Origin of the sequence: Sphingobium sp. HWE2-09, from assembly GCF_035989265.1 — a bacterium.
Lineage (GTDB): Bacteria > Pseudomonadota > Alphaproteobacteria > Sphingomonadales > Sphingomonadaceae > Sphingobium.
In genome coordinates this window covers 192,402-216,466 of the sequence record NZ_JAYKZX010000001.1, presented here as the reverse complement: position 1 = coordinate 216,466, position 24,065 = coordinate 192,402, and the positions used below count along the sequence as shown (strand labels likewise).

At 62.8% G+C, this 24,065-nt stretch carries 19 protein-coding genes and 1 pseudogene; 10 read left to right on the top strand and 10 right to left on the bottom strand.

The window, feature by feature from the left end:
• Positions 1 to 101: 101 nt before the first annotated feature.
• The 4 genes from U5A89_RS00930 to U5A89_RS00915 all read left to right on the top strand — a co-directional run bounded on the left by U5A89_RS00930 (position 102) and on the right by U5A89_RS00915 (position 2,809).
• Entirely contained in the window at positions 102 to 713 is a 612-nt protein-coding gene (locus U5A89_RS00930) for a TetR/AcrR family transcriptional regulator (protein WP_445190601.1), read from the top strand.
• Positions 714 to 823: 110 nt separating this feature from the next.
• The gene (locus tag U5A89_RS00925) at positions 824 to 1,930 is read left to right on the top strand and encodes a PAS domain-containing protein (protein WP_338159349.1); all 1,107 of its coding nucleotides are present in this window, start codon (positions 824 to 826) and stop codon (positions 1,928 to 1,930) included.
• Positions 1,931 to 1,932: 2 nt separating this feature from the next.
• Entirely contained in the window at positions 1,933 to 2,385 is a 453-nt protein-coding gene (locus U5A89_RS00920; protein ID WP_338159348.1) for a response regulator, read from the top strand.
• Positions 2,386 to 2,419: 34 nt separating this feature from the next.
• Positions 2,420 to 2,809 carry a PRC-barrel domain-containing protein gene (locus U5A89_RS00915; protein WP_338159347.1) on the top strand — a complete coding sequence of 130 codons (390 nt, stop codon included), beginning with the start codon at positions 2,420 to 2,422 and terminating at the stop codon, positions 2,807 to 2,809.
• A 74-nt stretch (positions 2,810 to 2,883) separates the two neighbouring features.
• Here U5A89_RS00915 and U5A89_RS00910 read toward each other — a convergent pair whose 3' ends face one another.
• Complete coding sequence (locus tag U5A89_RS00910) at positions 2,884 to 3,432, bottom strand: opacity protein (protein ID WP_338159346.1); 549 nt, start codon at positions 3,430 to 3,432, stop codon at positions 2,884 to 2,886.
• Between the two features lie 342 nt (positions 3,433 to 3,774).
• Here U5A89_RS00910 and U5A89_RS00905 point away from each other — a divergent pair, with 342 nt between their 5' ends.
• Positions 3,775 to 4,620, top strand: coding sequence for a transglutaminase-like domain-containing protein (locus U5A89_RS00905; RefSeq protein WP_338159345.1), 846 nt, complete (start codon positions 3,775 to 3,777; stop codon positions 4,618 to 4,620).
• A gap of 114 nt (positions 4,621 to 4,734) precedes the next feature.
• Here the strand turns inward: U5A89_RS00905 and U5A89_RS00900 are convergent, their stop codons facing one another.
• Both U5A89_RS00900 and U5A89_RS00895 read right to left on the bottom strand, forming a co-directional pair.
• Positions 4,735 to 7,665, bottom strand: coding sequence for a TIM-barrel domain-containing protein (locus U5A89_RS00900; protein WP_338159344.1), 2,931 nt, complete (start codon positions 7,663 to 7,665; stop codon positions 4,735 to 4,737).
• Complete coding sequence (locus U5A89_RS00895; RefSeq protein ID WP_338159343.1) at positions 7,662 to 9,056, bottom strand: glycoside hydrolase family 43 protein; 1,395 nt, start codon at positions 9,054 to 9,056, stop codon at positions 7,662 to 7,664. The genes U5A89_RS00900 and U5A89_RS00895 overlap by 4 nt, the downstream gene beginning before the upstream one ends.
• Positions 9,057 to 9,309: 253 nt before the next feature.
• Here U5A89_RS00895 and U5A89_RS00890 point away from each other — a divergent pair, with 253 nt between their 5' ends.
• Positions 9,310 to 9,492 (top strand): hypothetical protein, encoded by a 183-nt coding sequence (locus tag U5A89_RS00890; RefSeq protein WP_338159342.1) that lies wholly within the window; start codon positions 9,310 to 9,312, stop codon positions 9,490 to 9,492.
• 70 nt (positions 9,493 to 9,562) lie between these two features.
• On the opposite strand, the gene U5A89_RS00885 is transcribed toward U5A89_RS00890, so the two are convergent.
• Genes U5A89_RS00885 through U5A89_RS00875 form a run of 3 tightly spaced genes read right to left on the bottom strand, consistent with a single transcriptional unit; the run spans position 9,563 to position 12,030 of the window.
• Positions 9,563 to 10,942 carry a sensor histidine kinase gene (locus tag U5A89_RS00885; protein ID WP_338159341.1) on the bottom strand — a complete coding sequence of 460 codons (1,380 nt, stop codon included), beginning with the start codon at positions 10,940 to 10,942 and terminating at the stop codon, positions 9,563 to 9,565.
• Entirely contained in the window at positions 10,939 to 11,619 is a 681-nt protein-coding gene (locus tag U5A89_RS00880; RefSeq protein WP_338159340.1) for a response regulator transcription factor, read from the bottom strand. Before U5A89_RS00880 ends, U5A89_RS00885 begins: the two co-directional genes overlap by 4 nt.
• Positions 11,620 to 11,631: 12 nt before the next feature.
• Positions 11,632 to 12,030, bottom strand: a complete 399-nt coding sequence (locus U5A89_RS00875) for a PDZ domain-containing protein (protein WP_338159339.1) — start codon at positions 12,028 to 12,030, stop codon at positions 11,632 to 11,634.
• A gap of 141 nt (positions 12,031 to 12,171) precedes the next feature.
• Here U5A89_RS00875 and U5A89_RS00870 point away from each other — a divergent pair, with 141 nt between their 5' ends.
• From U5A89_RS00870 to U5A89_RS00855, 4 genes and pseudogenes are all read left to right on the top strand, one after another.
• Positions 12,172 to 12,909, top strand: a complete 738-nt coding sequence (locus tag U5A89_RS00870) for an AcvB/VirJ family lysyl-phosphatidylglycerol hydrolase (protein ID WP_338159338.1) — start codon at positions 12,172 to 12,174, stop codon at positions 12,907 to 12,909.
• Positions 12,910 to 12,912: 3 nt separating this feature from the next.
• Positions 12,913 to 13,320 carry a DUF2147 domain-containing protein gene (locus tag U5A89_RS00865; protein ID WP_445190600.1) on the top strand — a complete coding sequence of 136 codons (408 nt, stop codon included), beginning with the start codon at positions 12,913 to 12,915 and terminating at the stop codon, positions 13,318 to 13,320.
• Between the two features lie 10 nt (positions 13,321 to 13,330).
• A pseudogene (gene mprF / locus U5A89_RS00860) lies at positions 13,331 to 15,933 on the top strand (bifunctional lysylphosphatidylglycerol flippase/synthetase MprF).
• Positions 15,934 to 15,990: 57 nt separating this feature from the next.
• A complete protein-coding gene (locus tag U5A89_RS00855) occupies positions 15,991 to 17,493 on the top strand; it encodes an AcvB/VirJ family lysyl-phosphatidylglycerol hydrolase (protein ID WP_338159336.1) in 1,503 nt (500 codons plus the stop codon).
• A gap of 9 nt (positions 17,494 to 17,502) precedes the next feature.
• On the opposite strand, the gene U5A89_RS00850 is transcribed toward U5A89_RS00855, so the two are convergent.
• The 4 genes from U5A89_RS00850 to U5A89_RS00835 form a co-directional block, all read right to left on the bottom strand.
• Positions 17,503 to 18,564 carry a DUF3089 domain-containing protein gene (locus U5A89_RS00850; RefSeq protein ID WP_338159335.1) on the bottom strand — a complete coding sequence of 354 codons (1,062 nt, stop codon included), beginning with the start codon at positions 18,562 to 18,564 and terminating at the stop codon, positions 17,503 to 17,505.
• A gap of 23 nt (positions 18,565 to 18,587) precedes the next feature.
• Positions 18,588 to 20,021: a flavin monoamine oxidase family protein gene (locus U5A89_RS00845; protein WP_338159334.1), complete on the bottom strand. Its 1,434-nt coding sequence runs from the start codon at positions 20,019 to 20,021 to the stop codon at positions 18,588 to 18,590.
• Positions 20,022 to 20,132: 111 nt separating this feature from the next.
• Entirely contained in the window at positions 20,133 to 21,194 is a 1,062-nt protein-coding gene (locus U5A89_RS00840) for a DUF1838 family protein (RefSeq protein ID WP_338159333.1), read from the bottom strand.
• A 56-nt stretch (positions 21,195 to 21,250) separates the two neighbouring features.
• A complete protein-coding gene (locus U5A89_RS00835; protein ID WP_338159332.1) occupies positions 21,251 to 23,815 on the bottom strand; it encodes a TonB-dependent receptor in 2,565 nt (854 codons plus the stop codon).
• Between the last annotated feature and the right edge of the window lie 250 nt (positions 23,816 to 24,065).

The window sequence follows — 24,065 nt, the reverse complement described above, 5'->3', positions numbered from 1 at the left end:
AAATTCATGGATATGGATATATCGTAAATGCGAAGATCAGGCGGTAGCCCCCTGCGGGACAATCTGGACAATCGCGTCGACATCACTATATACCGAATGGTATGAAAATGGCAGTCGAATCCGCAACGAGAGGACGCCCCCGGGAATTCGATCCCGAGGAAGCCCTGTCGGCTGCGCTTCAGGTCTTCTGGACCCGGGGCTATGAAGGCGCATCCTTGGCCGAATTGACCGAAGCGATGGGCATCACCAAACCCAGCCTCTATGCCTGTTTCGGTAACAAGGAAGCGCTGTTCCACAAGGCGCTCGACCTCTACGAACGCGACAAGCTCTGCTATATGCGGTCCGCGCTGGAGCAACCCACCGCGCGGGGCGTGGCCGAACGGCTGCTGCGCGGCACGCTGCAAATCCAGACCGGCGGCAATGATCCGCGCGCCTGCCTTGGCGTCATCAGCATGGTCGCCTGCACCACCCAGGCCGAATCCATCAAGACCGACGTGATCGCGCGCCGCGCCTCTTCCGACAAGGCGTTGGTGCAGCGGCTGGAGCGCGCCAAGGCGGAAGGCGATCTGCCTGCCGGAGTAGAGCCTGCCGCGATGGCGACCTATCTGACCGCCGTCATCCAGGGCATGGGCGTTCAGGCCAGCGGCGGCGCGACGCCTGCGCAGCTGGAACAGCTGGTGGAAACCACGCTGGCCATGTGGCCGAGCGCATAGAGTATAAGCGCCTATAGCGATGGCATTACTTCCGGAGCATTGCTGGCGACATCCGGAACGTTTGATACAGGTCAGGGTTACCCCTTCAGGAGCGCATGTTTGCGTCTTTGATGGGAGACGGTGTGGAACAGCGTGACGATTGGCATTTGACCCAGATAGTCAAGCATGACCTGGGACGAGGCGATCCATTCGCCGCAGCGGTGCGTGCGACCCGGATGCCCATGGTCATCACGGACCCGTCGCAGCCAGACAATCCCATCGTCTTCTGCAACGAAGCCTTCCAGACATTGACCGGTTACGATCGGGAAGAGATTATCGGCCGCAACTGCCGCTTTCTCCAAGGCCCGGACACGGACAGCGCGTCCGTCACGCAGATACGCGAAGCCATTGGCAAGGGCACGAATATCGAGATCGATATTCTCAACTACCGCAAGGATGGATCGACCTTCTGGAACGCCCTCTATCTCAGCCCGGTGCGCGATGATGACGGCAAAATCCAGTTCTTCTTCGCCTCCCAATTGGACGTATCGTCACGTATCGATGCGCAGGCGGAAATCAATCGTCGGCATAACGAAATCGAACGCGAAGTGGATCGGCGCACCGCGCAATTGAACGACGCCTTGGAGGCCAAGACGCTGTTGCTCCACGAAGTCGATCACCGGGTTAAGAACAATCTCACCATGATCGGTTCCTTGCTGCGCCTGCAGGCTCGCACTATCAACGAACCGGCGATCACCGCAAAGATCGAAGCGATGCTGGAGCGTATCGATGCGCTGGCGACGGTCCATCGTCGCCTCTACCAGTCCGAAGACGTGTCGCGGTTCGACATCGGCGCCTTCACCGCCAACCTCGTATCCGACGTGGTCGGTGCCAGCGGGCGCGACGATCTTGCCGTGTCCGTCGATGTCGAGCCGATCGAAGTGCCGTCAGGCCATGCAGCATCGCTGGGGCTGGTCCTGAACGAGATACTGACGAACGCGATCAAACATGGTTTTGCCGCCGGACGATCTGGCACCTTGTCGGTCAGCGCCAGGAAAGTCGATGGTCAGGCGATCATCGCGATCGCCGACGATGGTCCCGGTATGTCCGAAACGCATGTCGATGGCTTGGGCCGCATACTCATAACCCGACTATCCAAACAGGTCGGCGCACAGGCGGCGTGGGAAGCCGCCCATCCCGGTACGCAGGTCCGCATCACCTTCCCCGTGGAGCTATGACCATGCAACGCCCCCGACCGCCCCTGTCCGTCCTGATCGTCGAAGACGAGGCTTTGCTCGCCATGGATATCGAAGCAATGATCGAGGATATCGGTCATCATGTCGTGGCCGAAGCCGCATCGCTGTTCGATGTCGAAGCCCTCTCCGATTCGATCGCACCGCATCTGGCGTTCGTCGATATCCAGCTGGCGCGACAAACCAGCGGCATCGACGTCGCCCGTCTCATCACGAAGCGCTGGCCCGATACCTTCATCGTCTTCGTCACCGCCAACCCTAAGAAAATACCCGATGATTTTGCCGGCGGCCATGGCGTCATACCCAAGCCCTTCTCCCGCAGCGGCCTGAAATCGGCGATCCGCTATATCGAAGAGGGCGTCTGCGACCCGCCACCGACATCGCCGCAGCCTTCCAGTTTCCTCGCCTCTCCCGCCTTCGCCGCCAGCTGGGCCGGTTGAGCCACATATATCAAACCTAAGAATGGAACAGCCCATGTCCGACGATAAACTGACCGAATCCGATACCGTCCCCACCAACCTGCTGCTCGCGTCGAACAAGGTCGATGGCACCAAGGTGACAAGCCGCGATGGCGATGCGCTGGGATCGGTCCACAGCTTCATGATCAACAAGAGAAACGGCCATGTGACCTATGCGGTGCTTAGCCTGGGCGGATTTCTGGGCCTCGGGAAAAGCTATTATCCCATCCCGTTCCAGATGCTGTCCTACGATCATGTAGCGGACGGCTATATCGTGACGATCGACCGCCGCTTGCTGGAAGGCGGCCCCAGCTGGTCGAACAATGCGCCTGATTTCAATCAGGCCTATGCCGACCGCGTGTCCAACTATTACGGCCTGCCGCCAGTCGATCTGTCGCTGACCTGACAGCGCGATAGCGCATGTGACGCAGGCACAAAAAAGCCCGCCGCCATTGCTGGCGGCGGGCTCTTCATCATCGTTTAGAAGTGGAAAACGACGCCGCCCATGGGACGGAGGCTGTCGAAATCATAGGTTTCCATCTGCAGACGGATGCGAACGCCGCTGTTGCCGGTGATGCCGCCCAGACCGATGTCCTTGGGGCCGACTTCGACGCCGACGCCATAGATCCAGTCCTTCTGGTCGCTATAACCGCGCTTGCCGTTCACCCACTGGTAGCCGGCCGACGCGAAGATCATGCCGCTTTCGCCGGCGCGTGCACCGACGCGGCCACGAACGCCATATTCCCAATCGATGTCGCTGAAGCCCTTGGTGGCATTGCCTTCAGCGCCGACGAACACCGGGCCGAGGGGAATGTTGACGCCCGCGATACCGCTGATCAGCGCGCCGTTCATGCGACCGCCGAAGGGCGACCCGAATTCGCTGTCCTTGTCGAAGGAATGATAGCCACCCAGAATGCCGACATAGGGTTCCACGCCAAAAGCGTCGGTGCCGTCAGGCGCGGTCTCTTGCGCCATCGCTGCCATCGGAAGGGCGCAGCACATTGCGGCGGCAAGTAGAAACTTCTTCATTTTCAAATCCCTATTTCTGTTCCGTGACCATCAAAATGGTCTGCGGCAGAACAGGCGGGGCGGGGGAGAGTTGCACGGCCGGATATAAATATCGCGCCTGTCACATAAATGTCACGCGACCGTAAAGGGATCGTACCGGGCTTTCGCGGCCGTCGGATCACGCGACCCATCTATGAGAATGGCAAAAGATCGCACGCTGCAGGGAACGAATAAGCGCGCATTCGCTTTCAACACGACGGCTGCTTCCGAAGCGCTGCCATCCACCGCGCGCTCCCTCGAAATCAGGGATAGCCTTGGCATGGACGATCGGGGCGGAATGGAAACCAGCATAGGGAGTCCGGGATGTTCATTCGGGCCGGGTACGAAATAGCATTCATGGCTAATGTGGCGACCCCGATGGTCACCATGCTCAATCTGCATCCCAGCCGCCGCCCGGACCTTGTAACCCCGCATCAGGTGGTGACGAGCCAGCGCGTCGATATGGAGGATTATGTCGATAGTTTCGGCAATATCTGCACCCGCCTGACGGTGCCGCCCGGCGGGGTCACGCTATCCTGCGACTTCATCGTATCGGACAGCGGCGAGGTAGACCGGCAGGTATATGATGCGCATCAGCATTCGCCCGATACGCTCCCGCCCGAAATCATGGTTTATCTACTGGGCAGCCGATATTGCGACACCGATCGCCTGTCCGGCATCGCCTGGGCGCTGTTCGGCAATACGCAACCCGGCTGGCCGCGAGTGCAGGCGATCGTGGACTATGTCCATGCGCACCTCACCTACGGCTATCAGTTCGCGCGATCCACGCGCACAGCCTATGAGGCGCATCAGGAACGGGTCGGCGTATGCCGCGATTTTGCGCATCTGGCGGTCGCGCTGTGCCGGTGCATGAACATTCCCGCGCGCTATTGCAGCGGATATCTGGGCGATATCGGCATTCCCCCGGTGGATATCGCCATGGACTTCCACGCCTGGTTCGAAGTGTATCTAGGCGGTGCCTGGCACAGCTTCGATGCTCGCCATCGCGTGCCCCGCATCGGCCGTATCCTCATGGCCGCTGGACGCGACGCTGCGGACACTGCGCTCACCACCGCCTTCGGACCGGTATGGTTGAACAGCTTCAACGTGCATACCGACGAAGTGGACGATGTCGATTGCCCCGTAGAGGCCAGACGGCTGGCGGCATAAACGGGAGCAGGGGGATGCCCCCCTCCGCTCTGAGTAAAGTCCGAAGGACGTCGCCGAGCGTAACAAAGTAGCTTGGCACCGCTCAGTACGAACGGCGACCAACATCGCTAAGGGCTAGAAACGCACAATCTGACGTGTGCCGTCATAGGCGACCGTTCGATCGATCGGCGCCGCTGTTCCCACACCGATCACCTGGACGTTTAGCGTCCGCCGCCGCACCAGCCCCGGAAACGTCCCTTTCCGGGCCTCGATCGTCAGCGTCCGCTGGGCGTCGTCCCACGCCAGATCGTAGCGTGCCGACTGCCCCTTCTCATAGGCATAGGTTTCGTTATCATCCTCATACAGGGTGAAGCGCCCGTCCGCCCCGGCATAGATGCGCACGTCATAGGGCGCGTCCGGCTTTTCCGTCGCATATTGCATCACTGGTCCCATCGGCACGATCGACCCCGCCCGCACATAGAGCGGCATGATGTCGAGCGGCGCCTCGCGCGCCACCGTCTGCCCGCCATGCGATCGCTGGTTGGTCCAATAATCATACCAGTCGGATCCCACCGGCAGATAGGTGCGCATCGTCAGATCACGCGGCGCATGGATTGCAGCCTTGTCCCGCTGCAACTCGCTTGGCGTGCGCCATACGAAACGGAACACGCGCCCACCCTCGGGATGGAAAAACTCCAGCCGCACTGGCAACGCTTCGCCCTTCTTGAGCGTCCGCTTGACCGTGCGGGTGCGCGTCGCGCTGCGCGTCCATTCGTCGATCGCGACCTTGCCATCCAGCGACAGCCGCATCCCGTCATTGCCGTTCAGCCCGATCTCATACTCGCCATCCTCGGGCGCGATCAGCGTCCCTTCCCACCGCGCGGAAAAATGGCTGAGCGACGTCAACCCCTGCGGCAGTTCGGCCAGCGGCGGATCGGGCCATGTATGGTCGATCTTCGCGTCCACCGTCCTGCCGCGTGGCGTCTGAAAATTCTCGCCCTCATAATAGCTCAGGTCCAGCCCCGGCTTGCCGTTCGCCGTGCGCAGATGTTGCGCGGGCACCACCGTCGGCAGCGATGGCAGGATATTGTACATCGCCCGCGTCACCGGATGCACCAGCAGCGATGATCCGAACATGAAACTGTCATTGATGTTGCGCACCGCCGGATCGTCCGGGAAATCCATCGCCAGCGGCCGCATCAGCGTCGATCGATCCGCCGTCACCTGCGCGCTCAAACTATAGATATAGGGCAGCAACCGATAGCGCAGGTTCACCATGTCCAGCAGCGCCCTGTACACCGGCGGGTCGAGCGTCTTGAAGATATAGGGTTCCCGCTCCACGCTCGTTCCATGCACGCGCATGATCGGATTGAACGCGGCATATTGGAACCAGCGCGCGAACAGTTCGCGCCACGCCGAGTTCTTCTCGCCACCGGGAAAATCGCTGACGAAGAATCCGCCGGTATCCTGCGTCCAGTAGGGATTGCCCGTCACCGTCACATTGACGCCGCCTGCCACCTGCTGCGCGAAGGTTCTCCAGCTGGCATAGATGTCGCCCGACCATGACGCCGCGCCGGTGCGCTGCGCCCCGGCCCAGGCCGATCGCGTCAGCGTGAACACGCGCTTGTCGCTCGTCGCCCGCTGGCCCTGATAGGTGCCCTGCGTCGTCAGCAGCGAATAGGGGCTGAGGTAACGGGTGAAATCGCCCATCGCATTGCTGCCCAGCGCCTTGGTGTCGCGCACATTGTCGACCGGGTTCCACATGGCCGAACTGACCTCGACCTCCGTCCCGTCCATCCACAGCGCGTCCACGCCCTTGTCGAGCAGGCCGGACTTGATATGCTTGAAATATATCTCCCGCCCTTTGGCGCTATAGGCGTCGTACACGCGTGCCTGCTTGGAAATCCAGTGCAGCGGCTTGAAGCGCAGGCCATATTGGTCGAGTTCATGCGCCAGCGGCGTGTCGTTGCCGACGGACGGCCAGATCGACACCATCAGTTTCATATGCAGGTCGTGGATCGTCCGGCTCATCCCCGCCGGATCGGGAAAGCGCTCTGGGTTCCAGATCATGCCCGACCATGTGCCGTCCCTGTCGCTGCCCCAATATTGCCAGTCCTGCACGATATAATCGAGCGGGAAGCCTTCCTTGCGAAAGGTCTTCGCGACCTCCACGATGCGGTCCTGCGTTGGGTAACGCTCCTTGCTCATGAACAGGCCGAACGCTTGCTTGGGATACATCGGCGCGTCACCGGTCAGCCAGCGATAGGCACCGACCACGCTGTCGAGCGTGTCCTTGGCCGCCGGATCGCCCGCCATGAAATAATAATCCACGCCGCCCGGCGCGCTTTCCGCCCACAGCCGCGCGCCATGCGCATCATCCTTGAACCGCATCTGGGAATAGGTGTCCCACAGGATGCCGTATCGCTGCGTCGACACCATCACCGGGATGATGATGCCGACATTGGTCTGCACCAGCAGCAATTCCTTGTTCCGCCGATTGACTTCGTCATCGGCGGTAAAGCCGAACCCGTAAATCCCCTCATCGGGTTGCAGCGTGAAGCTGTTCTCCACTTCATAGGTCGGCGCGTCGGAAATGGTCCGCTTCTCGATCGACTGCGGTGCATCCGCTTTCTCCCGCGTCAGCAGCCGCCCGGACGGATCATGATAGGACAGTGCGCCCGTCGCTTTTTCGATGCTCACGCGCAATTTCTGCCCGACCAGTTCCAGCCTGTCGGCGCTCTCGCGCACGGTGAACGGCACCGCTTCGGGTTCGGGAATGACGACCAGGCTGCGTTGCGTCCAATAGGATGCGCCCAGATTGGCGTTCACCCGCACGACCGTGGAGGCATAGAAGATTACCGACTTGGTGACGCCGTTCAGCCGAAACTGCACTCCGTTGCGCAGCTTCCGAAAATGAAACGCCGCGTCCCCTGCCGGGACCAGCGCCTGCATCTGCCCCAATTTATCCAGGCCGGTCGGCGGCGCGGCCTGCGCCCATGCAGGCGTCAAAGCCAGAAACACCGCCAGCGCGCTCATCCCCAGCGGCGTCATCATGCTGCGGCTCACTTGGCGAAGCGCCAATAATCGAAGTCGAGCAGCGATCGGTCGTGATCGCCTTTCCCCTTGAACAGGATGAATAGGTCGCGCACCCCACTTGCGCCGGACACATTGGTCGATTGCTCCTGCCACTGTCCCGCTGCGCCGGTCGCCTCGACCGCCAGCGTGCCGATCACCGGCCCCGCCACGCCATCGACCCGCAACTCGATTGTCGCACCGGGCAGCGCATTGGCGACGCTGGCCCCAAACCGCTTCGCCCCCGCCTTGCCGAAATCGACGCCCACTACCTTGATATAGCTGCGGTTCGTGGTGCGCGTGACGATCATCCCGCCCGGATCGCCTGGCTCCGTCAACACGCCCGGCGCCCAGTCATAGGGCCGGTCCCGGTCGCGCTTGATCCGCGATGTCCAGGCCATCGTCTCAGCCTCGACGCGTCTGTACGGATCGACCGGCGCGATCTGCGCCGCACCTTTGCTATCCCACCAGGGCTGGTTGGGGATCGTCCCGTCGGCATTATAGGTAAAGCTGGTGACGTTGATCGACCGCCGCTCATGATGGATCGGCGTCTGGTCGAAATTCAGTTCATAATGAAATCCGAACAGATAGGATTTGCCCTTATAGTCGATGATGCCGGGATGATTGCCGGTGGAGTGCGGGCTGGGGTCCATGATCTTGCCCTTATGTACCCACGGCCCGGTCGGCCCGTTGCTCATCGCATAGCCGATCCCTTCTGGGCAGCAGGTCGATGCATAGGCCATATAATAATGGCCCGCCCGTTTGTAGAACCACGGCCCTTCCTGATAGTCGGCGGGCTGGGCGACCTTCTGGATCGGGCCGGAATAGGACACCATGTCCCGGTTCAGCTTAACGTACCACAGGCTGGGATTGCCCCAGTAAAGATAGGCCTGCCCATCATCGTCGATCCACACGGTCGGGTCGATATAACCATTGCCCGGCGCGATCAGCGGCTTGCCGATCGCGTCCTTAAACGGACCCTCCGGCTTGTCCGCGACCGCGACAGCGATCACATTCTTGGGCGATCCGGCCACGCTGATCGGCGCATAGAGGTAGAATTTGCCGTCGCGCGCGATCACCTGCGGCGCCCAGGCGTCATTGCTCTGCACCGCCCAGGGAAAGGTCTTGAGCGACGCGACGCCGCCCCGGTCGGTCCAGTTGACCATATCGGTCGAACTATAGAGCCGCCAGTCAAGCATCTTGAACCCGTATTGCGTGTCGTCCTCGTCATGGCTGGTGTAGAGATACACCACGCCATCATGCACGAACGGGGCAGGATCGGCGGTAAAGCGCGTCTGGATGATCGGATTGTTGGCCCGCGCTGTGGAGATCGGCAAGACCAGCGCCAACGATGCAGCGGCGATGCAGGAACGCAAAAAGCCCATGTCTGATCCTCTCTCCCTTATGGACGCATCTTTATGTTAGCGATAACATCGCTTACATCATCTGGCGAGTCAACGCCGGGAGAAATCTTTCGCGGCTCATACCGGAGCGTCCGTGCAATAGGTTTCGGTCCGGAAACTACCTCACGCGCTTCCCTGTCCAAAAGTTCATTTTGCCGTCACCCTGCCGAAGGGCGCCGCCCGCCATAAGGGGCAGGCGATCCACGATGGACCGCAGCCATCTAGGAGTTGACCCATGAATGCTCGCCTGATCCTCACCAGCCTCGCTTCGCTGGCCGTTGTCGCTACGCCGTTCGCCGCTTCGGCTGCCACCGCCAGCGCCAAGCCTGCGCATCACGTCGTGAAGAAGCACAAGGCTGCCAAGAAGGTGACCACCACGACGACCACGACCGCCGCCACCAAGCCGGCCAGCAAGTAAGCCAGCCCAGAGGGAGCCGGTGCATCAGGGACGTCCCTTGTTGCCCGCTGCCCGGCTCCCATCGCTGGCCTTATCCACCTTGCGCGATCAGCATCTCCACGGCGAAACCGTCGTCATGCCGCACGAGCCGCACGGACCCCTGGTGCATCCGCGCCACCGCCGCGACGAGTGACAGGCCAAGGCCCGCGCCCGCAGTCCCTCGCGCCGGGTCCAGGCGCCCGAAACGGCGCATCGCCTCGGCCTCCTGCTCTGGCGCGATCCCGGCGCCTTGGTCCTTCAGGCCGATCACCAGCCTGTCCTGATCTTCTGTCAGATAGAGCGTCATCGGTCCTTCGCCATATTTCAGTGCATTGTCGATCAGGTTGGACAGCGCCTGACCCAGTAGTTCGCGATGCACGGGCAGGGTCGCAGGCCCGTCTATGTCCACCGTCAACAGTCGCCCCTGATCCTCGCATAACGGCTCGTATAATTCGCCGATATCCATCAGCATCGTCGCCAGGTCTGTTTCCGTGAAGCGGTCGCGCCCGATGCCCGCTTCCATGCGGCTCACCGCCAGCGCCGTCGCCAGCATCGCCAGCAACTGGTCCGCTTCCTTGCTGATGCCGTCGATGGACTCGCGCAAAATCTCGGGATTGTCCGCCAGCATCGCTCGATCGATCCGCGCGCGCAGCCGGGTCAGCGGCGATCGCAGATCATGCGCGATACTGTCCGTCACCGTCCGCAACTCGGCCAGCAGACCGCCGATCCGGTCCAGCATGTCGTTGATCGTGCGGCCCAGCATATCGAAACTGTCGCCCGATCCGTCCAGCGGAACACGGCGGTCGATCTTGCCCGATCCGACCAATGCGGCGGTTTCGGCGATGTGCACGATGCGGCGGTCGATGATATGCACCACCAGCCACGCCGCCACGATCGCCAGCGGCAACGCCATCAACAGCGCGGTCAACAACGCGCCTTCCACCGTCTGGCGGATCTGGTCGCTGTCGTCCGTACTTTCCCCCACCAGCAGGCGGCGGCCATCGGGCAATCGCGCTGCGGCAATGGCGAATGGCATCGGATCGGTGTCGCCGATGCGATAAAGCCTGGCCTTGATCCCGGCGCTGCGGGCCGGGATGACGGGCGGCCAGCCCGACAGATTGCCCGCAATCCGGCGGCCGTCCGCTTGGGCGAGCAGCAGCACGGAATCGCTTTCCTCGCGCGCCTGCTGCGTCACCGCGCTTTCCAGCGCCTGCTGGCCCTCATCCCGGCCGATCGCCAGCAACGTATCGCGGGTATCGACCGCGATCGCGCTGTCCGCCGCGTCCAGATTGGCGCGCACCAACTGCGTCACCGACAACAGCAAGGCGCCGCCAAATACCAACTCCAGCAACAGGATCAGGCCGATGAACCGCGCATGGGACGATCGTATCCAGCGCAACGGCGCGCGCAAGGCCATCGCCCGTCGGCTCATGCGCCCAACCGATAGCCCGCGCCGCGCACGGTCTGGATCAGCACGACGTCGCCCTCGCCATCGATCTTGCGACGCAGGCGGCTGATATGCACGTCGATGACATTGGTGCCGGGATCGAAATGATAATCCCACACGCCTTCCAGCAACATCGTGCGGGTCACCACCTGGCCTGCATGGCGCATCAGATATTCCAGCAGGCGAAATTCACGCGGTTGCAGGTCGATGGCGCGGCCGCCCCGGCGCACATCGCGCTTCAACAGGTCCATGCGCAGCGTGTCGCACGTCAATATCGTTTCCACGCTGGTGCCGCTGCCCCGCCGCCGCATCAACAATTCCAGCCGGGCGAGCAGTTCGGCAAAGGCGAACGGCTTGACCAGATAATCGTCCGATCCGGCGGTCAGGCCCGTCACCCGATCATCGACCGAGCCAAGCGCGGACAACAGGATCACCGGCGTTTCGATGCCCCCGGCGCGTAACGCGCCCAGCACTGCCAGCCCGTCCATGCCCGGCAGCATCCGGTCCAGAATGATCGCGTCATAGCCGCCGTCCGTCGCCATGAACAATCCATCGCGGCCATTGTCCGCATGGTCGCCGACATGCCCATGTTCGGCCAACCCCTTCAGGATGAACTCGGCGGTGGTCCGGTCATCCTCGACCAGCAATATCTTCCGCCCCATCGCGCAATCCTTCTATCGGGCGCTGGCCCGTCTCACACCGGTCCCGGCGCGTCCCTTGCACTGCCAGATTCTGGCGTCATAGGAAATACCGTCGCGGTTCAATGTCAGCGTCATTGCACAGGGGCGGTGCGCATGGATCGTGCGGCGCATCGCATTCAACCCAGCCACCGGATGACCAGCCACGCGCTCCAGCCTGTCCCCCACCGCGATGCCGCCATGATCGGCCGGCCCGCCGCTGCGCAGGCTGGTGACGACGATCCGCCGTCCCCCATCCTCGCCCAGCGTCAGCCCGATGCCGTCGGCAACGACGACCGGGGTCGATGGCGGCCCGGCGATCCGCGCCGACAATAGCGGCGGCACGGATGCCAACGCCAACGCTGCCGCGTAAAAGGAACGGGAAGACCAGATCATGCCCTTCCTTACCAATGTCGCCCTGTCGCTGCGCTGGCGGGGACATGACATAAAGTTCATGCGGCAGTCAGCGAACGGATGGCCCGATGCGCGCAAGACGCTGTACGAAGATGGCAAGGGCGCGAGACAAGGTCAGATCGCATGAAACGGATAGGGGCAGGGCGGGCGATAGCGGCCATCATGGTCTGCCTGTTGGCGGCGATGATCGTGCATTTCGTGCGTATCGGCTATCTGGGCGACGATCTGTTCACGCCGCTGCGTCCGCCCGCCTATCGCGCAGAGCCGGGCGGGACGGTGGCGATCCTCTGGTCGGGCGACATGGGCTTCAACGTCGGGATGGGGCCACGCGTCGCGGCCAAGCTGGTCGACGACGGCGTTCCCGTGGTCGGCGTCAATTCGCTCAACTATTTCCGCACGACCCGGCGTCCGATAGAGGCGACCGCGCTGCTGGAACATGCGCTGACGCAGGCCCGCCTCATCAATCCGCAGGCGCATATCCTGCTGATCGGCCAATCCTATGGCGCGGACATGCTGCACGTGGCACTCGCTCATCTGCCGATTGCGGATCGGCGGGCGATTGGGATGGTCGCGCTCGTTGTGCCGGGCGCAACGGTCGAATATCGTGCGTCCCCGGCGGAAATCTTCACCTTCGCCATGGCCGAGTCGGACGCCCTGCCGACCGCGCGGCAACTGGTCTGGACCCCGGCCTTGTGCATTTACGGGCAGGAGGAAACGGACAGCCTGTGTCCCTTGCTGCACCAGCCCAATGTGCGATCGATCGCGCTGCCGGGCGGGCACCGCCTGAACCGCGATGTGGATGCGGTCTATGGCGCGCTCCACGCCGCCATGCAGCGCGTCCATCTGCTGGCGGGACGCTGAGCCATGCGTTTCCTGGCCCTGCTGTCGATCGCCGCCTGCGCGCTGACACCCCATGCCGCGATGGCCGATGTGCCGATCGAAGGCAACTGGATGAACCCGCATGGCTCGGTCATGGTGACGACCGGCGCGTGCCGGGGCGGCCTGTGCGGCTGGGTCCGCTGGGCCGATGACCAGGCGCTGGCCGACGCCGCCGACGCAGGCGTCGCCCATCTGGTCGGCACCGAATTGCTCCAGGATTATCATGCGCGCGGCCCCGGCCAGTGGGAAGGGCGCGTCTATGTGCCCGACATGGGTCGCAGCTTTTCGTCCGTCATTCGTCAGATCGATCCCAATAGATTGAAGATATCCGGTTGCCTGCTGGGCACGTGGATGTGCAAAAGCCAGATATGGACACGCCATCAGGCAGGATGATGATATGGCAATGACGGACGCCGCCCCATCTTCCCATTGGTGGGTGCGTCACCGCACCACCTTGTCGATCGGCGTGCTGCTGGCGCTGGCAGCGCTTGGCCTGGTGGCGCTCGGCCACCTGTTGCACGACGTCCATCTCAGCCAGGTGCGCCTCGCTTGGCGCGCCATACCCGCCTCCGCCCTGATCGCCGCCGCTGGCCTGACGGCGATCAGCTATCTGACGCTGACATTGTACGATGTGCTGGCGCTGCGGGCGATCGGGCGACCCCTGCCGTGGCGCACGGCGGCGCTGGCGTCCTTCACCAGCTACACGCTCAGCCATAATCTGGGCCTGTCGCTGCTCACCGGCGGATCGGCGCGTTACCGGGTCTATAGCGCGGCGGGGTTGAGCCTGGCCGACATAGCGCGCGTCGTGATGATCGCCAGCGCCACCTTCTGGGGCGGGATTGCCGTTCTGGCAGGTGCGATGCTGGCCTGGCGACCGGAAGTGCTGGCGATCGGCACACTGGCTGGGTTGGGCGGGCCGTTGCGCTTGGCGGGCATCGTTCTGCTGCTGGCGATGGCGGCGCTGTTGCTTTGGGCCGGACGCCGCGGCCGCACTTTGCGGCTGCGGGGATGGAGCGCCCCCGTACCCCCGGCGCCCGCCATGCTGGCGCAGATCGGCATCAGCATGATCGATCTGGCGGCGGCCAGCGCCGCGCTCTTCATCCTGGTGCCCGGTGTCGGCCCGGCGCAATGGCCGCTCTTCTTCATGGGTTATGTGCTGGCGATCATCGCCGTGCTCATCACCCATGTGCCCGGCGGCATCGGCGTGTTCGAGGCGGTGATGCTGATCGCCTTGCCCGGCGTCGATCGTCCCGAAATGGTCGCTGCGCTGCTCGCCTACCGGCTCATCTACTATATTGCCCCGTTGCTGGTGGCGATCGCGATCATCCTGTTTCAGGAAGGACGCCGCTGGCACGCCCCCATTGCCCGGACATTGAACGGGATGCGCGACGTGGCCTCGGTCCTCGCGCCCACGATGATCGCGGCGCTGGTGTTCCTGGGCGGCGCGGTGCTGCTGGTGTCCGGCTCCCTGCCCACGATCGCGGGGCGCGCCGCCACCCTGTCGACCATCGTGCCTCAGCCGTTCATTGAACTGTCCCATCTGGCCGGTAGCCTGATCGGCGCGGCGTTGCTGATCCTGTCGGCCGGACTGTACCGGCGGCTGGACGGCGCTTTCTGGCTGACGCGCCTGCTCCTGGTGGCGGGCGCGCTATTTTCCCTGCTCAAGGGGCTGGATTATGAGGAAGCCTCCATCATGATCCTGATCGCAGGCGCGTTGCAATGGACGCGCCTTGCCTTCTATCGCCGCACCCATTTTCTGGCCGAAGCCTTCACCCCCGCATGGCTCGCGACCGTGGCGATCGTGGTGGGCCTGTCCATCTGGATCGGCCTGTTCGCCTATAAGCATGTCGATTATCAGAACGACCTGTGGTGGGAATTTGCCGAACATGGCGACGCGTCGCGATTCCTGCGCGCCAGCTTTGCCGTCATCGTCCTGCTGGCGATCGTCGCCTTCCTGTGGATGTTTCGCCCCGCGTCCCCTGCGCGGCTTGACGCCAATGCGGCGGCCCTTCCGACCCCCGAAGCCATGGCCCTGGCGCAACGCACCGACGCCAACCTCGCCTATACCGGCGACAAGCGGTTCCTATTGTCGGACAGCGGCCGGGCCTTCCTGATGTATCAGATCAAAAACCATAGCTGGATCGTCATGGGCGATCCCGTCGGGGTGGAGGCGGAATGGGGCGACCTGCTCTGGTCCCTGCGGGAACAGGCCGACGCGGCGCAGGGGCGTCTGTTGCTCTACCAGATCAGCCTGGCCGCCCTCCCGCTGGCGATCGAACTCGGGCTGCAAATCACCAAATATGGCGAGGAAGCGCATGTCGATCTCGCCAGCTTCACCCTTGACGGGCCGGACGCCAAACCCCTGCGCTATGCGGAACGCCGCGCAGCGCGGGATGGCGCCGTTTTCGACATCGTCCCGGTGGAAGATATGTCTGCCATCATGCATGAACTTTCGGAAATTTCGGACGAATGGCTCGCGCTCAAACGCCATCGGGAAAAGGGATTCAGCGTCGGTCGCTTCGACCCGGCCTATATGGCCCATTTCGACTGTGCGGTGGTCCGCTGGCAGGGCCGGATCGTGGCCTTCGCCAACATCTGGAAGACGGCCGACAAGTCGGAACTGTCGGTCGATCTGATGCGCCATCGCGAAGCCATGCCCTATGGCGTGATGGATTTTCTGTTCGTCCGGCTGATGCAGTGGGGGCAGGCGCAAGGCTATGGCTGGTTCAACCTGGGCATGGCGCCGCTATCGGGTCTGGAGGCACGCAGGCTGGCCCCCCTCTGGTCGCGCCTGGGCGGCCTTCTGTATCAACATGGCAACGCCTTCTACGGCTTCGAAGGCCTGCGCGCCTATAAGGAGAAATTCTCCCCCAATGGGAAGGCCGCTTCGTCGCAGGACCGCAAGGCTTGGGCTTCCCTCGCACGCTGATGGATTTGCAGGCCTTGATCGGCAGCGGCAGCCGGGCGTCGCGCCATGAAAATGACGAAACTGTCATCCAGCCGTAAAAGCGGGAACAGGTGCCGACGCGTAGGATGCCGACCTGATTGAACAGGGGCTGCATCATGCGCAGGATCATTCGGAGTATCATCGTCCTATTCGTCGGCGGCTGGCTGATCCTGACCGGCGTCACCGCGCCGGTGCTGGCGTCGGGACGAAGGGTCGCCGCGCAGAGTGTCACGATCAGTTCCTACTATCTGGCCCCCTTCGGCGGCATCAGGGTCTATCGTCCAGGCGGCGCCCCGCGCGCGAATGTGATTTTTCTGTCGGGCGACGGCGGCTGGAACGGCAGCATCGCCGCCATGGCGGGTCGCCTGGCGCAGCGTGGCATATTGGTGGCCGGCATTTCCACACCCACCTTCATGCGGTCGCTGCAAAGAGGGCATAATCGCTGCATCAATCCCAACTATCCGTTGGTCGCATTGTCGCGGGACGTGCAACATCGCACGGGCGTGCGCGCCTATATGCAGCCGGTCATCATGGGCTATTCGGCAGGCGCGACGGTCGCCTATGCCAGCCTGTCGCAATGGGCAGACGGCGCCTATCGCGGCGTCATATCTCTTGGGTTCAGTGCCGATATTCCCGGCATCAAGCCGTGGTGCCGTGCGCCCGGCTTTGCCGCCCGGCCGATCGCCACGCCGTCGCGGGGATGGCTGTTCGCACCGAACCGCCGGATCACCGTCCCCTGGATCGTCCTGCAGGGCGCGCGCGACACGGTGGTCGATTTCACCACCGCGCGCCGTTTCGCAGCCGCCATCCCCCATGCCCGTTTCATCGCGCTGCCCGATGCCGACCATGCGTCCCTCAACGCCCCGCAGATGACGCCACGCCTGATAGCGACGCTGGCGCCGATGCTGAACAAGGCGCCATCGGCCGTAGCGGGCACCGGCTTGCCGACCGACCTGCCGCTGACGATCGTTCCACCGACCGGCCCGGCCCGCAACGATGTCATGGCGGTCTTCTATTCCGGTGATGGCGGCTGGACGGGGCTGGTCCGCGATGTCGCCGGACAATTGGCGGCCAAAGGCGTGCCCGTCGTGGGCGTCGACAGCCTGTCCTACTTCTGGAGCCAGCGGACGCCTGCGCAGGCGGGGCAGGATATGCGCCGCATCATCACGGCCTACGGCACCGCCTGGCATCGCCCACGGGTCATGCTGATCGGCTACAGCTTTGGCGCCGATACGCTGCCCGCCATGGTCGGCACCCTCGATCCGGCGACCAGGGCGCATATCGCCAGCCTGTCGCTGCTGGGCCTCAGCCCGACGGCCGATTTCCAGTTCCATCTCAGCAGTTGGCTCAACCTGGATTCCGCGCAGGCCTTGCCGACGATCCCCGCGATCCTGCGCCTGCGGGACATGGACATACGGTGCATCCAGGGCGCACAGGAAAGCGACAGCGCTTGTCCGACCATCCCGAACGGTGTCGCAACGACGATCATGGTGCCGGGCGGCCATCACTTCGCCCGCAACGCCGCCTTGCTCGCTGACCTTATCGCCCGGCCTGCGACGAAGACGGGCGGCAAGCAGATAGCGCTCGCGTCCTTGCCGCGCACAGGCGCAACCGGCTAACCCTGACCATTACCGATGCGTGCGCAGATAGGCCTTGACCCGCGCTACGGCGTTGGCGCGGATGTCCGCATAGAACAGGCCCATGTCATGAAAATGCATACTGCCGCCGGGCAGCGGCTTCATGTCCAGCGCAGGATCGGCGTCCACCACCAGGAAACCGTCATGGCATTCGGCAGCGACCAGCCCCTTGCGCAATGGGGCGACCGGGGACGCATCCGCTGCCCCCGGCACCGCGCCACGGCTGGCTGACCTGGGCGCGGCGGGCTTGCTGCGATCGAACGTCAGCGGGTTGATGCACAACAAAGCCTTGCCCGCATCGTCGCCATGCAATGTGACGTAGCGCTGCGTCATCAAGCCGCCCAGCATCGCCCGGTCGGCATCGCGCGTGACCGTGTTCCATCCCACGACGCAACCCGTCTGGGTGGGACGATCGCAGGTCTTCAGGCTGCGGTAGGTCTTGCCGAAATCACCATCGGACAGATTATAGCCGATGGCATAGGCCGCGATCATCCGATTTGACAGCGGGGTGCCGTCGATGCGTCTGGCCAGCAGCGTCGCGATATGCGCGCCACCCTGACTATGCCCCGCCAGGATGAACGGCTTGTCCCCGATCGCGATCAGAAACGCATCGAACGCCCGTTCGACGTCTGAATAGGCCAGGGCAAAGGCCTTGCCCCCTTCGCCATCCAATGCGCCGACCGATCGGGCGACGGCCTGCCGATACCGTGGCGCATAGACGTCGCAGCAGCCGTTGAAAATGGAGGCTTGACGCGCGATGACGCTGGCGTCGGTCCAGCGGTTGGTGGCGGCATCCGCAACGTCCTGATTCCACTGAACATCGTGACGGAATGTCGTGGGATGCACGTAGAAAACCGCCGCAGCGGCATGCTTGACGGCAGGCGTTGCGCCAGTCGGCACGGTGGCGGCGGCACTCGGCGCATCGGGACGCGCTGCCCAGTTGAGCGGCTGCGCATAGTCCGGAGCGGGCGGCGGCGGTGTCGCATCGAACGTCCCGGCCTGCGCATGACAGGGGGTGGCGACGAAGGCCGCCAGAATGAGCAAGGCGCGCATGCAGATATCCTGTATCTGGGTTTTCATAGCGAAAGAATCTCGATCGCAACCCGCTCGGACAATTCAAGCGCGCCTTCCAGTCCGCGCGCGTTGACGGCAGTATGTTCACCGCAAAAATGCAATCGCCCCGCTGGCTTGGCGATGGTCGGGGCAAAGGCTGCGATCTGGCCGGGACCGAAATAGGAAATATCGCCCATATTGAACCGCTCCGCCGTCCAGCTGTGGAGATAGGCGCCCTTGACCTTGCCTTTGGCAGCAGGGCGCAGGGTTTCGAGCCGCCGGACCGCAAAGGCGAGCGCCCCTTCCTTGCCCAACCGGTCCCAATATTGCGCCAGATGCCCCCGCGCCTGGATCATCAGGCCCGTAATCTGTTTGGGGTGGACCCCGAAACGCTGCGGCATCACGACGCCCATGGGGTCGTCGGTCCACATCGCCGGTGACAGGCCATCCTGGTCCCAAAAGGGTTCGGTGACGGTCAGGAAAGCGATGCTGATCGGCTGATATTTCAACTCGGCGACCGCCATCGCCTGCGGACCGTTCAGGCCTGGACGGATGGCGACATTGCGCAATGTCGAAAAGGGCAGCGAACAAATCACGCGCGGGGCGGCATAGACGGATCCGTCCGCGCAACGCACTTCGGCCTTGTCCGCCAGATTATCGATTGCGACGACTTCCTTGCCAAACAGGATGTCGCCTTTCAGCAGTGTCGCCATGCCCTTTGGCAGCTTGATATTGCCGCCCTTCACCGCCAGCGATCGCGGTCCCACCGCCATCTGCCCCTTGATGAACCCGTCATTATATTCGAGCATCAGCGCCGACACATCATAGCCCGACGTGCCGTAATAGGGCGACACCGTCGCAAGCTGGATCGCTGCGTCGCTTAGTCCCTGCGCTTTGAGAAAATTATAGAGCGAGATGTCCAGTCCGGCGTTCGACGGGTCGTTCCACAGGTTGAAATCGGCCAGTCGGTTATGGTCTGACACCATCTTGTTGACCACTTCCCACGGCATCGATCCTTTCAGTCGATCGGGGAAAGGATTGATCGACGCCGTCGCCCAGTCCTCCTGCGTGATGCGCTTGCCATCCAGATAGAGTTCCTGGGGCGGCCCGACGTAAAAGCGTGGCGCGACATTTTCCAGTTCCACCCCGGCCCGCTTCGCCGCATCGATGCCGCGGCCATAGCCTTCGCCCATCGAGTTGAAACCCATTTCGGGATAACCAGGCTGATCCATCAGCGTGAACACGCGCCCGCCAACCCGTTCGCGCCCTTCGAGTAACAGAACTTTCAATCCCTGCTGTTCGAGCAACCAGGCTGCGTTCAGGCCCGACATGCCCGCGCCAAGGATAATGACATCGACGTCCTTGGGCCTGCCCACCTTTGCGCTGGCCCGCTCCGCCATCAGCGTCACGCCCAGCGCCGCTGCCCCCATGCCGAAATCGCGCCGTGTCAGACCCACGATATTCTCCTTGCAACTAGGTCACCATTGGCGACGCGCAAACCAAGTCGATCGCTCCCGCCTAGGCGCAGGGGAGGGCGGCAATCTCCTGTCATGCGCGTCGCCGGTCGCTTATTTCTTCGCTGCCTCCAGCGCCTTTTGCCGCTGCTGTGCCAAGGGCGAGACATAGCCCCGCGTTTCGGGCGGCACGTCCTCGGCATAGGCTTCCAGCGTACCGCGCACGCCTTCGTCCGGCCCATCGGTCGGCTCTTCCAGCAGGTCGGGCCGATCGCGCTCGATACGCTTCAACACCACCTTGGGGATGTCTTCTACCGTGCCGGTGATCTTGTAGCTAAACATCCGGCCCATAAGCACGCCTTGCACGCCGCTCTGGCCCATCTTCATCCACGGCCACCATGGTCCCTGCCGGGTGAAGCCTGCATGGAAACGCGCCGACGGCAGCGATCGATCGTCAATCTCGTCCGTCGGCGTGAACACCACGAAATGTTCGGACGGATTGGCGCGCACGCCGCTCGACGCCTTGGGCCAGCCTTCGGGTGTTACCGGGTTGGTATATTCATGCGCATAGTCCCAGCCCAGCAGATATTGGTCGCCAACCCGGTTCCAGGGCAGCCGGAACGGCGCGCCCTTGGCGCTGGCGCCCTTGCCCATGTCGTTGTTGACAGTCTCGCCATCGCCGACCTTGAAGACTTTCTGCTCCAGCCCCAATGTGCCGCGCCAACGGTCATTGAGAAACGGAAAGACTTCGACCCTTTCGCCGGTCCAGGGATTGTCCCAATGGTCGATGATCTCGCCAGTCGCCAGATCCGTGAAATAGCCGCATTCCTTGCCCAGCACCTTAACCGAACCATCGGGCTGGATGATATTGCGGTTGTTGCCGAAGCCATAATAGCCGAACACCGGCATCGCCCGCTTCGACCCGACGATCGCATATTGCACGCCATAATAGCCCGACTTCACCGCCTTGGGTCCGATCGTCCCCCACAGCTTGGCAAAGCCGTAGAGATTGTCGCGCGGGTCCATGATGTCGAGCGGACGGATATTCGGGTTGGCGCTGGCCTGCGCTGCTTGCGCCGAAAGAGCAGGGGCCATTCCGGCCGCGGTTCCTAGGCCGATCAGGCCGCCCAGCGCCCCGCGCCTGGACACCGCATTCTGGATCGAATCGAACAGCATCCTCTATTCTCCAAAAAAGGGGGCCGGTTGCCCGACCCCCGATCCATCTGCGACGATCAGAATTTCGCGCCGACCGTAAGCCCGACCCGGCGACCTTCACCCTGGTAGATTTCCGGCACGCTGAATGCGAAGGGCACGCCCGCGCGCGGCTGTGCGATCGAATTGGCCGCATAGAGTTTGTCGAAGATGTTGTTGGCCCACAGCGCGATGCTGTACCGGCTGCCTTCCACCGCGATCCGCGCATTGGCGAGCGTGCGCTTGCCGAAATAGGCGGTGTTGGGCAGGTTCAACGGCGCGTCGCCGCTATGGTTGACGTCCACGCGCGTGAACAACTTCCAATCGTCCGACAGCGGCACGTCCATGCTGGCGTGGAGGTTCCACGACAGCTTGACCGCGCGCTGCGGCCGCTTGCCCTCTAGCGACGTCACCGCACGCGTGCCGCTCGGCGTCGTGATCAGGATGACATCGGGGCAACCGGGCGCCGCCGTCGCGGCAGCGCCGGTGCCGATGACGCATTGGGTGATGATCGATGCATCATAGGCGCCTGCCTGGAACTTGGGGTCGGTATAGACCACGCTACCGCCGACCTTGAAATAATCGGCCAGCGTCAGTTCGGTTTGCACTTCGAAACCGGTGGTCTTGATATTGCCTGCATTGCGCACGATCCGCGTCGGGTTCACCGTCGTGGGATTGAGCGTGTAGGCGGACACCTGCGCATTGGACCAATCGACATGGAATACCGATGCGTTCAACAGCAGCGCACGGTTGAAGAGGCGGCTCTTGACGCCCGCTTCATAGGTCCAGTTGGTTTCCTCCTCATAGGAGACTTCGTCGGCCAGGATGCCCGTGGGGCTGACAGGATTGGCCGTGTTGAACCCGCCCGAACGGATGCCCTTGGCCGCCGTCGCGTAGAAGAACATGTCCGGCATAGCCTGATAATCCACCGTGAAGCGCGGAGCGAAGCTCTCGAACGTCCGGGCGAAATGCGCGCTGGCGACCGGAAACTGCCCGGCGTCCGGCGTGGACGTGTCCGAAATGCCCTTGAGCAGGCCCGGCTGGCTCAGCGGGTTGGAGATGGAGAAGCTCTGCGCGCGTTTGCGGTCGATATTATACCGGCCTTCCGCACCGATGCGCAGGTCGCCGAAGCGATAGCCCAGCGATCCGAAGATCGACATCGTCTGGGTGCTGGCCGTCGTGTACGTGCTGTACAGCGAGTTGGACAGGCTGGACGAGATGAAAGGGTTGGCGGTGAAGTCATAGGCGCCGACGCCCGTGGCCGCTGGGGTCGTCGTCTGGCTCACCTGGACCAGCCGTTCGTTCGGGGCCAGATTGGACCCGTCCGTCGCGATGCCCAGGCCGGCCAGCGGGATGCGCGAATTGAAATAGCTTCCGCCGACGATCCACTGGAAGGGGGACGTGTTGTCGGACTGAAGCCGGATTTCCTGGCTGAACGTGCGCACCCGTTCACGATTGGAACTGAGCAGGTTGACGCGCTGCAGGCGGCTGTAGGCGCCGTTCGTCAGGCAACTGGCGCCCAGCGTGCAGACGCCGAACAACGTGCCTTCGGCTGTCATGTCATAATCATTATAGGTGCGGTTTTCCGCTTCGGTAAAGCCGGTGATGCTCGTCACCGACACGCCATCATGCGCCCAGTTGAGGTTCAGGGCGATTTGGCGCGCATCCGCCACCGTGTCGGGCGCGTCGGCGGTGATCGAACTGGTCTTCTTGGCCTTCAACTCGCCGCAATACATGGTGCGCAGACCGGTTGCGGCATTCAACGACCCGCAATTGAAATCGCCAAGCGGCAAACCGCTGACCGCCGACATTTCCGTTTCGGAATGCGATACGAAACCGGACAGGCGCGCCGTCAATTCTTCGGTGGGTCGAAACTCCAGCGAACCGGTGAACGCATATTTCTTGGTGCCGCCCAGATTGTCGTCGGGATCGGCCGAATTCTTGCCGAAGCCGTCATAGGTCATGTAACCGCCACCGACGCGCAGCGCGATCTTGTCGCCGATTGGCACGGACAGCGAACCACGCAGGCGATAATCCTCATCGATGCCGACGGTGGCCTGGACATTGCCTTCCAGCGTGTTGGCCGGGCGACGGGTGGAAATGGACATGGCGCCGGCAAAGGTCGATCGGCCGAACAGCGCGCTTTGCGGCCCCTTGGCGATTTCGATCTGACCGACGTCGAGCACCGAAATGATGTCGATCGTATTGCGGCTGGTCTGGTAGATATCGTCGATGAACACGCCGACATTGGCTTCGACGTTCAAATCGTTGGTCGTATTGGCGGGCGCCTGACCGCGAATATAGATGTTGGTCAGCGTACCGCCGGAAATATTGGTGATAGCAACGCCAGGTGTCGAATTGGACAGATCGCTCAGGCTGTTGATATTGCGTTCGGCCAGATCTTCGGCAGTCAACGCCGTGATCGCGATCGGTACCGTCTGAACGCTTTCCGCACGCCGCCGCGCGGTTACGACGATTTCACCGGAGGCGCCGCCTTCCTGGGCCGCCATGTCGACCTGCGCTGCCGCCGCGCTCGGCCAGGCCAGCGCAGCCATCATGATACCGCTGAGCGACGCTGCCCCCAGGCCCGTCTTTGCTATCTTCATATAATGTCTTCCCCGTTGATGATGCTTGAGCATCATTTTTTGATATTGCCCCTGACCGCGTTGCAGAATAATGGCGCGCCTTAACGAACAGCCGTTGGGCATGTCGTATCGGTGCGAGCATTCACGCAGCAACTGGTCGTTTATATGTTCGAGCGCCAAATCCGGCATATGGACTCTATATTCTGGCGATTGATCGCATGGTGGACATTTACGTTGAGCAATTTGTTCTGCGGACAGCGTCGTGAACACA

What these genes read in the sequence shown, in the direction of transcription:
- U5A89_RS00930 (WP_445190601.1), top strand. Translation starts at nt 102, where the DNA reads ATGAAAATGGCAGTCGAATCCGCAACGAGAGGACGCCCCCGGGAATTC.
- U5A89_RS00925 (WP_338159349.1), top strand. Translation starts at nt 824, where the DNA reads ATGGGAGACGGTGTGGAACAGCGTGACGATTGGCATTTGACCCAGATA.
- U5A89_RS00920 (WP_338159348.1), top strand. Translation starts at nt 1,933, where the DNA reads ATGCAACGCCCCCGACCGCCCCTGTCCGTCCTGATCGTCGAAGACGAG.
- U5A89_RS00915 (WP_338159347.1), top strand. Translation starts at nt 2,420, where the DNA reads ATGTCCGACGATAAACTGACCGAATCCGATACCGTCCCCACCAACCTG.
- U5A89_RS00910 (WP_338159346.1), bottom strand. Translation starts at nt 3,432, where the DNA reads ATGAAGAAGTTTCTACTTGCCGCCGCAATGTGCTGCGCCCTTCCGATG.
- U5A89_RS00905 (WP_338159345.1), top strand. Translation starts at nt 3,775, where the DNA reads ATGTTCATTCGGGCCGGGTACGAAATAGCATTCATGGCTAATGTGGCG.
- U5A89_RS00895 (WP_338159343.1), bottom strand. Translation starts at nt 9,056, where the DNA reads ATGGGCTTTTTGCGTTCCTGCATCGCCGCTGCATCGTTGGCGCTGGTC.
- U5A89_RS00890 (WP_338159342.1), top strand. Translation starts at nt 9,310, where the DNA reads ATGAATGCTCGCCTGATCCTCACCAGCCTCGCTTCGCTGGCCGTTGTC.
- U5A89_RS00885 (WP_338159341.1), bottom strand. Translation starts at nt 10,942, where the DNA reads ATGAGCCGACGGGCGATGGCCTTGCGCGCGCCGTTGCGCTGGATACGA.
- U5A89_RS00880 (WP_338159340.1), bottom strand. Translation starts at nt 11,619, where the DNA reads ATGGGGCGGAAGATATTGCTGGTCGAGGATGACCGGACCACCGCCGAG.
- U5A89_RS00875 (WP_338159339.1), bottom strand. Translation starts at nt 12,030, where the DNA reads ATGATCTGGTCTTCCCGTTCCTTTTACGCGGCAGCGTTGGCGTTGGCA.
- U5A89_RS00870 (WP_338159338.1), top strand. Translation starts at nt 12,172, where the DNA reads ATGAAACGGATAGGGGCAGGGCGGGCGATAGCGGCCATCATGGTCTGC.
- U5A89_RS00865 (WP_445190600.1), top strand. Translation starts at nt 12,913, where the DNA reads ATGCGTTTCCTGGCCCTGCTGTCGATCGCCGCCTGCGCGCTGACACCC.
- U5A89_RS00855 (WP_338159336.1), top strand. Translation starts at nt 15,991, where the DNA reads ATGCGCAGGATCATTCGGAGTATCATCGTCCTATTCGTCGGCGGCTGG.
- U5A89_RS00850 (WP_338159335.1), bottom strand. Translation starts at nt 18,564, where the DNA reads ATGCGCGCCTTGCTCATTCTGGCGGCCTTCGTCGCCACCCCCTGTCAT.
- U5A89_RS00840 (WP_338159333.1), bottom strand. Translation starts at nt 21,194, where the DNA reads ATGCTGTTCGATTCGATCCAGAATGCGGTGTCCAGGCGCGGGGCGCTG.
- U5A89_RS00835 (WP_338159332.1), bottom strand. Translation starts at nt 23,815, where the DNA reads ATGAAGATAGCAAAGACGGGCCTGGGGGCAGCGTCGCTCAGCGGTATC.